Source organism: Kitasatospora sp. NPDC001683 (assembly GCF_053596495.1).
In genome coordinates this window covers 1-8,979 of sequence record NZ_JBSFGK010000172.1, presented here as the reverse complement: position 1 = coordinate 8,979, position 8,979 = coordinate 1, and the positions used below count along the sequence as shown (strand labels likewise).

Below are 8,979 nucleotides of genomic sequence, written 5' to 3'. Positions count from 1 at the left end.
CCGGGGCGCGGGCGCCTGGGCGTGGCCCGGGGGGGGGGCCCGCCGCTCCCCCGGCCGGCCCCGCGCGGGGGTCGCCCCCCCCCCGGGGGGCCGCCCACCGCTCGGTGAGGGGTCAGGACTCGGCGCGCTCGACCATGTCGACGACCTTGCCGGAGGCGTCGAGCGTCACGCGGAAGTAGTTGTTCTGGCAGGGGTAGGAGCCCTTGCTGTCGTGCGGCGTGGCGATGCACTCGTTGATGTGCTTGACCAGGGCGGCCACGTCGACCTCCTTGGGTGCCACCACCACCGAGTTGAGGTGGCCCTTGGCGGTGGGGGCGAACGGTGCGGTCTTGTTGGCGCCGGTCGGCGTGAACTGGACGTCGTTGACGCCGCACTCGTCCTTGGTGTCCTGGTAGACCAGGGCGGTCGCCGAGGTGCCCTTGGCGGGGATGACCCACTTCTGGCCGGCCGGCAGGGGCTCGTGGGTGCAGATGCCCTGGGGGCCGTTGTCGGTGCCGGCGGTGGCGTTGCCGGTGGGCGCGGGCTTGGCGGTCCCGCCGGTGGCGGCGACGGTGGGTGCGGTGCTGGCGGCCGCGGTGGCGGTGCCGGTGCCGCTGGAGTCGCCCGAGTCGTTCGGGCCGCAGGCGGCGAGGCCCAGCGCCGTGGTGGCGAGCAGGGCGGTGGAGAGCAGTCTCCTGGCGTTGAGCATCACGATGGATCCCCCGTGTAACGCTTGGTCAGCTTGGTGGTGAAGCCGACAGAGTAGCGCCAGTGGTCGGGTGCTCGTTCGGGGAGGTGGGGGCGTGAGGCGCTAATCTGTCCGCCGCACCTTCATCTGATCAGGCGTTAAAACGGGGGTTCTTTCGTCATGTCCGTTTCCAGGAGGCTGCTCGCCACCGCTCTGGTCGCCACCGCCGCGTTCGGCCTGGCGGCCTGCGGCCCGAACGACTCGTCCGACCAGGGCGCCGGCACCACCACCGCGACCACCGCCCCGGCCGGTGCCGGTGCCGCGTCGCCCACCGCCGCCCCGGCCGGCGGCGGGACCGCCAAGCCCGCGCCGAGCGGCAAGCCCACCGACGGCGCCCCGGAGGGCTTCTGCACCAGCGGCCCGCTGCCCGCCGGGCACAAGTGGATCGACGTGCAGAAGGGCACCACCGCGACGGCCCTGGTCTACAAGGAGACCAAGGACGTCTGCGGCGTCGACGACGTCGGCCACGAGGCCGTGGGCCCCGACAAGACCGCGCAGTTCGCGCCCACCGTCAAGGGCCACCTCCGGTCGGTCGTCGCCGCGCCGAAGGACGTAAACGCGGCCGACCTGGCGAAGCACATCAACGAGTGCGTCGCCAACCCGGACAACCAGAAGGGCTTCTACCCCTGCTCGAGCGGCGACTACGAGGTCGCGTTGGACGCCTCCGGCAAGGTCACCGAGATGTGGGAGCGCCCGAGCAGCTGATGCGGCAGCGTCAATGACGGTGCAGGGCCGCTCACTTCACGGTGAGCGACTCGGCGCCGTTGGCGCACCCCAGCTTCTCGGCGGCGCGCTTGGCGAAGCCGGTCACCAGCTCGGCCCGGTGCTCCTGGTCGGGGATGGCGGTGGGCGGGAAGTTCCTGTCCACCCTGAGCCGGGCCCGGTAGGGCTCGGCCTTGCCGTTCAGGGTGCAGCCGAAGGCCGCCTCCCCGTCCTCGGTGCCGTTGGCGTCCCCGGCGCTGAGCACCGAGGCGAAGAGCAGCCGCTGGCCCTGTCCTTGGACGGTGCAGACCAGGCCGGGCTTGAGGTCCGGCGTCGCGGGGCGGAACCCGGTGTCCACGAAGACCCGGGGAGTGCTCCCCAGCAGTGCGGTGATCCCCGGGTCGTCCAGGGTGCCCTGGCATTCCCCGTGGGACAGGGCGACGGCCGGCGGCCGGTACTCGGTGTGGTCGAGGTACAGGTGCCAGCCGAGCAGGCCGCCGCCGAGCAGCAGCAGGGCCGTCGCGCCCGCGGTCAGTGGTCCGGTCCTCGTCACTGGCAGGCGTCCTTCGTGTTCTGCTGCACCACGGCGGTGGCGATCTGCTCGAGGTCGCTCCGGCTGTTGTCGCCCGTGCGGGCCGCCGCTCCGGCCGTGACCTCCAGCACGACGTAGCCGTAGTCGCCCTTGGTGGGCGGACACGTCCGGGCGATGACGGCGCTGCCCGCCCAGGACGCGGACGGGCCGGGCTGCGCGAAGCCGTGCGCGTCCGGATGCTGGGCGACCCCGGGCGGGAGGGCGGGCTGTCCGTCGTGGTGAGTGGCCAGGACGGTGAGCGCGGTGCGCCCGTCCACCCGGATGGTGCAGGAGGCCGGATCGCCGGAGCGGCCGTCCTGCTTCTCCTCCACGTCCTGCCCGCCGGGCGGCAGCAGCCGCCCGAGCGGGGAGCCGCTCCCGGTGGGCACCCCGCAGAGGTGGGCGGCCCGGCCGGGCTCCTCCACCGGGCGGTGCCCCCGCCAGTCCAGGTAGCCGACGGTCCCGGCGGCCGCCACCAGCACCGTGAGTGCGGCGGGCAGCGGCCACCGGCCTTCGAGCATCCTCACCGGCTAACCCCTCACCTGGGTGGCCATGTTGGTGGAGAGGCCGTCGATGAAGCCGGTCTTCGAGGCGTCCTGGGCGCCCGCCGCCAGCCGTTGCACGTCCGCGTAGTCGACGGAGGTCTGCAGGGAGGCGTCCCGGACCGCCTGGGAGACCGCGTCCATCGAGCTCTGCTTGGCCTGCTGGACGTAGACGCGGGCGTCCTGTTCGCCGTCCGCCGTGGTGTCGCGCGAGTTGGCCGCGATGATGTTGTTGGTGACGTCGTCGACGAGCATGCCCGAGAGGTCGCTGCCGAACGGCACCTTGTCCGTGACCTTGCCGATGGTCTGGTTGAACACGTCCTTGGCGAAGCCGACGTTCTCCGCCACGGCGTCGTTGTACGCCTTGTCGGAGGCGTGGTGCTGGGTGTGGACCTCGTCGACCCGGGCCTCGGCGAGGGTGCCGGTCACCACGCTGCCGTTCTGGGCGATGTGGTTGATGTCCGCCTGCAGCCGGGAGAAGTCGGTCTGCCCGCTGTCCAGCGCGCCGCGGATCAGTGCGCTGGTGTACGCCTGGTTGGCGTTGGTGATCGAGCCGTACGACTGCGGGTCGCGCCCGAGCGCGTCCAGCAGGCCCTGGATCTTCGAGCCGTCGAGGTTGGCCGCGGAGCCGTTGACGGGCAGGTCGTTCGCGCCCGAGGCGGCCCGCTGGACGTCCCCGATGTAGTCGGCGGCGATGTGCCCGAGGCTGCCGCGCAGCGGGGCGAACTTGCCGTCGCCCTTGATGTCGTCCAGCGTCCCGTTGCCACCGTGGGTGCCGAAGGTGTCCAGGACCCGCTCCGCCAGGGCGGCCTGCTCGGGGGTGTGCGGCTTCGGCGGGACGTCGGCCGGCTGGTCGTACGGGTGGCCGGAGGTGGCCGCCTCCAGGGCGTGACCGAGCGCGGTCGGGCCGGCGTGCTTGCTCTGGTCGAGCGCGTTCATGTCGCGCATCGAGTTGGTGTCCGGCAGCCACTCCTTGTCGTGGGTGTAGTAGGTGAAGTAGTCCGCCGGCTTGGGCTTGCCGCTCGGGTTGACCGTGCCGTCCTCGTTGTACGCGGTCGGCTGCTCGCTGAAGAACTGGTTGGCCGCGGCCGGGCTGTGGCCCAGGGCGGTCAGCACCGCGGTGGTCGGTTGGAAGCCGAGGCCGCCGTCGGTGCCGCCGAGCAGGTTGAAGCCGTGCACCCTGTCGGCGACGGCCTGCGGCGGGGCCGGCCAGTACTTGTCCCGGTTGGTGTCGAGCTGGGTGACGTGCTGGGCGATCGGGTCGAGGAAGTGCGGGTCGTAGTTGCCGGTCATCAGGATGCCGGAGAGCACCTGGTAGCCGTACGGCTGGTAGTCGAACCCGGTCGGCCGCATCGGCTTGTCCCAGACCGGCTGGGCGCCGGCCTTGCGCAGGGCGGCGGCCCAGTCGTCGGACAGGTGCGGCTGGTTGCTCTGCCGGGTGGCGGTGGCCAGGTTGAGCCCGAGGTTCCTCTGCAGGTCCTGGTAGGCCTTCCAGCGCGGGTCGTTGGGGTCGCGGTAGTGCGCCGGGTCGCCGACCATGCTGTTCCAGGACTTGATCAGGCCGTCCGGACCGAGGTCCTGGTAGAAGGTCGTGGCGAACTTCGGATCGTTCTGGTGCGAGGCCAGCAGCGAGTTGAGTTCGGTGAGTTCGGTGTCGCTGATGTCCCCGCCCTTGGCCGCGAGCAGGGAGGCGCGCTTGCCGTCCGCCTCGGGGCCGCCGCCGATGGCGTTGGCGTTGAAGGAGTGGTCCTTGTCGGTGCCGCTGTCGGAGTTCAGCGCGTAGGCGATCCGCTCGTCGGCGGCGGTGGCCTCCGCGATGGCGGCGACGATCGCCTGGTGGGCGGCGTCCGCCTTGCCGCCCCACTCCTTCTGGTACTCGTCGAGGGCGTCCCGGTCGTGCCGGGTGGCGGTGTCCGGCGGTGGCCAGTTCACCGTGCCGTCAGCGGTGACGGTCAGTTTGGCGGCCTGGGCGTCCGCGACGGCCTTGTCCAGCTTGGCCTTGGCGGCCTTGAACTCGGTCGCGGCGTCGGTGAAGATCGAGGCCAGGGCGTTCGCCTCGGTGACGGCGGCGCTCAACTGGTCGGCGGTGCGCTTGAGTCCGGGTCTCGCCTGGTCGGCCGCGTTGCCGACCCAGCATTCGGAGTCGACCTGGCCCACGACCGTGGTGTTCCAGTCGTCGTCCATCGACTTGAGCTTCTGCGCCACGGTGGTCCAGGCGGTCGCGGCGGCGTCCAGGGAGCCGAAGTCGGCGTTGCTGAGTTCGTGGAAGTCCACCATGTCCGTATCCCCCTCAGGCGCCCATGTCGTGCCGCACGTGCTGCTCGTGCTGCTGGTAGGCGGTGGCGCTGGTGCGCAGCGCCTGGGTGGTCTGCCCGATCGTCGTGCCGAGGGCGGCGATGCACTGGTCCCAGGTGCCGGCGGCGTTCTTGGCGGCCTGGCCGGTGCTCCAGTTGGCGAGCGAGGTGGTGACCTTGGCGGTGGCGTCGTCGGCGCCGCGGCCGTCGGTGTTCAGCCGTGCGTGGATCTGGTCGGAGTTGGTGCCCGCGGTGGCCAGCGCGTTGGAGTCGACGGAGAAGCCGCCGCCCCCACCCCCGGCGGGCGCGCTCGCCGAGTTGATCTGGGTGCGGGCCGCCTCCTGCGCCCGGGCCTGGGCGGTCAGATTGCCGTCCGCGTCGTACGCCCACGGATTCATCATCCGGTCGAACGCGGTCGCCCGATCAGACATGTCGATCGCTCTCCCTCTGTGCCGGTGCAGCCGTACCGGCAACCCCGTTGATGGTGCGTCTCGAAAAATTGCGACAAGAGTACAAGCCGTCTCCGGATTTGCCGACCCTTGGGGGAGGTCGATCCCGACGTCATACCGAGGTACTGGCAGGCCTCGTCATTCCCGCTCATGGCCCTTGCCGCGCAAGGCCGTTACGTTGATGTGCGTGTCCACTGCTGTCATCGAGACCGAGGGCCTCACCGAGAGGTTCCCCCGGGTCACCGCCCTCGACCAGCTGACCGTCGAGGTGCGGCCCGGGGTCGTCGGGCTGGTCGGGGCCAACGGGGCGGGCGAGTCCACCCTGATCGAGATCCTGCCGGGGCTCGCCCCGGCGACCTCCGGCCGCGGCGAGGTGCTCGGCCTGGACATCGCCATGGGGCCGGGCGGTCGCCGAGGCGGTGGCCGGGGACACCGCGATCGGCGCCGACGTCTCGCTCGGGGCGGCCGTCCCGCTGCTGCTGGTGGTCACCGTCGGGGCGAGCGTCCTGGCCTCGGTGAGGGTGAGGCTCGCCGGGCTGACCCTCGCGGCCGAGGAGCAGGGCCCGTCAGAGCGTCCGGTCGCGCCCCGCGCCGAAGCCCGCCGCGCCGACCACCACGACCAGCACCAGCATCAGCGCCAGGGTGGCGTCCCAGCCGCCGGTGAGCTGGTGCAGCGCACCGGCGCCGACCGGCCCGGCCGCGGCGACCAGGTAGCCGATCGCCTGGGACATCCCGCCCAGCTGGGCGGCACCGGCCGCGGTGCCGGTGCGCAGCACGATGAACGCCAGGCCCAGGCCCAGCGAACCGCCCTGGGCCACGCCGAGGATGGCCGCCGACACCCAGGCGCCGGAGACCGGCGCGACCAGCAGCAGCGCGATGCCGAGGCCGTTCAGGGCGGCCATGGTGACCGCCAGCGCGCGCTGGTTGGTCATCCGGCCGGCCATCAGCGGCACCAGGAAGGCACCGGCCACCTGCACCAGGTTGGAGAAGGCGAAGACCAGGCCGGCCTGGCCGCGGTCCATGCCGTGGTCGGCCAGGATGGTCGGCATCCAGGCGACCAGGGTGTAGACCAGCAGCGACGAGATGCCCATGAACAGGCTGATCTGCCAGGCCAGCGGGGACTTCCAGATGTCCTCGATCGGCTTGCCGGGCTGGGCGGCCGCAGCGACGGCGGCCTTCTCCTGCCGGGAGCGCAGCACCTGCGGCAGCCAGGCCACCGCCGCGACCAGGGCGAGCAGCGACCAGGCGCCGAGCGAGGCCCGCCAGCCGCCGCCGAGTGCGTGCTCCAGCGGGACGGACGTGCCGGCGGCGAGGGTCGCGCCGACCAGCATGGTGGTCGAGTAGACGCCGGTCATGGTCGCCGCCCGGTCCGGGAACTCCCGCTTGACCAGGCCCGGCATCGACACGTTCAGCACCGCGATGGCCACGCCGATCACCATGCAGCCCGCGTACAGCGCGAACACCGAGGGCAGCACCCGCAGCAGCACGCCCGCGCCCAGCACCAGCACCGCGCCCAGCACGACGCGCTCGGCGCCGAACCGGCGGGTCAGTCGGGGGGTGAGCGGGGCGCCGACGCCCTGGAACAGCACCGGGACGGTGGTGATCAGTCCGCTCGCGGTGGCCGACAGGCCGAAGGTCCGCTGGATCTCGCCGACCATCGGGGAGATCGCGGCCAGGCAGGCGCGCATGTTCAGCGCGACCAGCACGATGCCGGTCAGCAGCAGGACGGGGTGGGCCAGCCGAGTGCGGACCGGGAGCGGGGCGGGAGTGGTGACAACCGGCTGCTGGGCACGGGTGACGGCCATGGGTGTGCTGTTCTTTCGTGAATCAGGGGAGACGCGGACGACGGAGGAGGACGTCGGCCGCGGGACGGACGGAAGTGCGGCTCTCGCCGTCCTACTTCCGGGCCGCGATGGCCGCGAGCAGCTGCTCGACGGCCGCGGTGGGCTCGGCGAGCAGCGCGCGACACGCCGCCTCGGCGCGGTCCGGGTCACCGCTCTCGATCGCGTCGACCAGCGCCTCGTGGGTGGCCACGACCGCCTCGGGCATCTCGTGGTCGCCGAACGCCGAGGTCATCGCCTCGCGCACGGAGGCGCCGAAGTAGCGGTACACCTCGGCCAGCGCCGGGTTGTGCGCGGCCTCGACGACGGCGGTGTGGAACTCCAGGTCGTGCTCGACGGTGGCCTCGCGGCTCGCCCGCTCGGGGTGGGTCGCGAAGACCTCGGCCTCCCGGGCCAGCGCGGCCCGCATCCGCCGGATGTCCTCGGGGGTGTGCCGCAGCGCGGCCAGTCGGGCGCCCTCGGTCTCCAGCGCGGCGCGGACCTCCAGGACGTCCCGGATGCCCGAGCGCTGGACGCCGCGCAGCACCGCCGCCGGGTCGCTGGTGGACCGTACGAAGGTGCCCTCGCCCTGCCGGGAGACCAGCATTCCGGCGTGCACCAGCACCCGGATCGCCTCCCGCACGGTGTTCCGGCCGACCTGCAGCCGCTCGGCCAACTCGTGCTCGGTGGGGATCTGCGACCCCACCGGCCAGGCGCCGCCGGCCAGCTGCTCGCGCAGCTGGTCGATCGTGGTGTCCACCAGGGATCGCCGCCCGGCCGCCTGCAGGCCGTTGCCGTCGCCGCTCATGCCGGGCCTCCCTTCGCACACCACTCATCGGTCATGGGTCATCCTACAACCACTTGCCCGGTCATCCTACAACTCCTCCCGCCGGCGCCGGTGCACCTGGTTCTCCCCATGACGGAGAACCCCGCGCCCCGGAGGGGCACGGGGAACCCTGTGAGACGGAATAGGGCACTGACAGGCCGACCGCCGGTTCTACCGCCCCGGGAACAGCCGTTCCAGGACGACGGCCACGCCGTCCTCGTCGTTGCTCGCGGTGATCTCGTCGGCGACGGCGAGCAGTTCCTCGTGGGCGTTGGCCATGGCGACGCTGTACGCCGCCCAGCCGAACATCGGGACGTCGTTGGGCATGTCGCCGAAGGCGATGGTGTCGGCGGCGCGCACTCCCAGCCGGCGGGCGGCGACGGCCAGGCCGGTGGCCTTGGACAGGCCCAGCGGCAGCAGTTCGACCACGCCGGCCCCGGCCATCACCACGCCGACCAGGTCGCCGACGGCATGCCGGGCGGCCTCGGCGAGGGCGTCGTCGGTCAGGCCGGGGTGCTGGATGTAGAGCTTGGCGAGCGGGGAGGCGAACAGTTCGCCGCGCTCGACCCGGACGACCGGGAGCTCGGAGCCGATCAGCAGTTCGTAGCCGGGCCCGGCCAGCACCTGGCCGTCCAGGCCGTCCTGGTTGGAGGCGATGGCCAGCGGGCCGGTCTCGGCCTCGATCTTCTCGATCGCGAGCGCGGCGAGCCGGCGGTCCAGGGTGAGCGAGGTGAGCAGCTTGTGCGCGCCGGCGTCGTAGACCTGGGCGCCCTGGCCGCAGACCGCTATCCCGGTGTAGCCGATCGCGTCGAAGACCGGGCGGGCCCAGACGGCCGAGCGGCCGGTCACCACGATGTGCAGCGCGCCCGCGCCGGTGGCCGTGGCCAGGGCGGCGCGGGTGCGCTCGGAGACGGTCTCCGCGCTGGTCAGCAGCGTGCCGTCGAGGTCGGTGGCGACCAGCACCGAGCGGCGCAGCCCGGCCCGGGTCGGGGTCAGCCCGCGCTCGCGCCCGGCGCTCGCCACGGCCGCCCGCTGACGGTCCAGCTGC

9 protein-coding genes and 1 pseudogene are annotated in these 8,979 nt (G+C 72.7%); 2 read left to right on the top strand and 8 right to left on the bottom strand.

Going from position 1 to position 8,979, the window contains the following annotated elements:
- Positions 1-112 precede the first annotated feature (112 nt).
- Positions 113-691, bottom strand: a complete 579-nt coding sequence (locus tag ACWCYO_RS39455) for a hypothetical protein (protein ID WP_449786903.1) — start codon at positions 689-691, stop codon at positions 113-115.
- Between the two features lie 156 nt (positions 692-847).
- Here ACWCYO_RS39455 and ACWCYO_RS39450 point away from each other — a divergent pair, with 156 nt between their 5' ends.
- Positions 848-1,432: a hypothetical protein gene (locus ACWCYO_RS39450; protein WP_270145458.1), complete on the top strand. Its 585-nt coding sequence runs from the start codon at positions 848-850 to the stop codon at positions 1,430-1,432.
- Positions 1,433-1,463: 31 nt separating this feature from the next.
- On the opposite strand, the gene ACWCYO_RS39445 is transcribed toward ACWCYO_RS39450, so the two are convergent.
- From ACWCYO_RS39445 to ACWCYO_RS39430, 4 genes are read right to left on the bottom strand one after another with little or no spacing between them, the layout of a single operon-like run.
- Positions 1,464-1,982 carry a hypothetical protein gene (locus tag ACWCYO_RS39445; protein WP_449786902.1) on the bottom strand — a complete coding sequence of 173 codons (519 nt, stop codon included), beginning with the start codon at positions 1,980-1,982 and terminating at the stop codon, positions 1,464-1,466.
- Positions 1,979-2,527: a hypothetical protein gene (locus ACWCYO_RS39440; RefSeq protein WP_449786901.1), complete on the bottom strand. Its 549-nt coding sequence runs from the start codon at positions 2,525-2,527 to the stop codon at positions 1,979-1,981. The genes ACWCYO_RS39445 and ACWCYO_RS39440 overlap by 4 nt, the downstream gene beginning before the upstream one ends.
- 3 nt (positions 2,528-2,530) lie before the next feature.
- On the bottom strand, positions 2,531-4,819 hold the full coding sequence (locus ACWCYO_RS39435; protein ID WP_449786900.1) for a hypothetical protein: 2,289 nt from the start codon (positions 4,817-4,819) through the stop codon (positions 2,531-2,533).
- Between the two features lie 13 nt (positions 4,820-4,832).
- Positions 4,833-5,267 carry a hypothetical protein gene (locus ACWCYO_RS39430; protein WP_449786899.1) on the bottom strand — a complete coding sequence of 145 codons (435 nt, stop codon included), beginning with the start codon at positions 5,265-5,267 and terminating at the stop codon, positions 4,833-4,835.
- Positions 5,268-5,466: 199 nt separating this feature from the next.
- Here ACWCYO_RS39430 and ACWCYO_RS39425 point away from each other — a divergent pair.
- A pseudogene (locus ACWCYO_RS39425) lies at positions 5,467-5,679 on the top strand (ATP-binding cassette domain-containing protein); the annotation flags it as partial.
- A 172-nt stretch (positions 5,680-5,851) separates the two neighbouring features.
- Here ACWCYO_RS39425 and ACWCYO_RS39420 read toward each other — a convergent pair.
- The 3 genes from ACWCYO_RS39420 to ACWCYO_RS39410 all read right to left on the bottom strand — a co-directional run bounded on the left by ACWCYO_RS39420 (position 5,852) and on the right by ACWCYO_RS39410 (position 8,927).
- Complete coding sequence (locus tag ACWCYO_RS39420) at positions 5,852-7,090, bottom strand: CynX/NimT family MFS transporter (RefSeq protein ID WP_449786898.1); 1,239 nt, start codon at positions 7,088-7,090, stop codon at positions 5,852-5,854.
- A 91-nt stretch (positions 7,091-7,181) separates the two neighbouring features.
- Positions 7,182-7,913 (bottom strand): FadR/GntR family transcriptional regulator, encoded by a 732-nt coding sequence (locus ACWCYO_RS39415; RefSeq protein WP_270145446.1) that lies wholly within the window; start codon positions 7,911-7,913, stop codon positions 7,182-7,184.
- 189 nt (positions 7,914-8,102) lie between these two features.
- Positions 8,103-8,927: an HAD family hydrolase gene (locus ACWCYO_RS39410; RefSeq protein WP_449786904.1), complete on the bottom strand. Its 825-nt coding sequence runs from the start codon at positions 8,925-8,927 to the stop codon at positions 8,103-8,105.
- Positions 8,928-8,979 lie beyond the last annotated feature (52 nt).

Bases quoted from the DNA above. Each gene is read 5' to 3' on its own strand.
- ACWCYO_RS39450 (WP_270145458.1), top strand. From the start codon at position 848: ATGTCCGTTTCCAGGAGGCTGCTCGCCACCGCTCTGGTCGCCACCGCC.
- ACWCYO_RS39435 (WP_449786900.1), bottom strand. From the start codon at position 4,819: ATGGTGGACTTCCACGAACTCAGCAACGCCGACTTCGGCTCCCTGGAC.
- ACWCYO_RS39430 (WP_449786899.1), bottom strand. From the start codon at position 5,267: ATGTCTGATCGGGCGACCGCGTTCGACCGGATGATGAATCCGTGGGCG.
- ACWCYO_RS39420 (WP_449786898.1), bottom strand. From the start codon at position 7,090: ATGGCCGTCACCCGTGCCCAGCAGCCGGTTGTCACCACTCCCGCCCCG.
- ACWCYO_RS39415 (WP_270145446.1), bottom strand. From the start codon at position 7,913: ATGAGCGGCGACGGCAACGGCCTGCAGGCGGCCGGGCGGCGATCCCTG.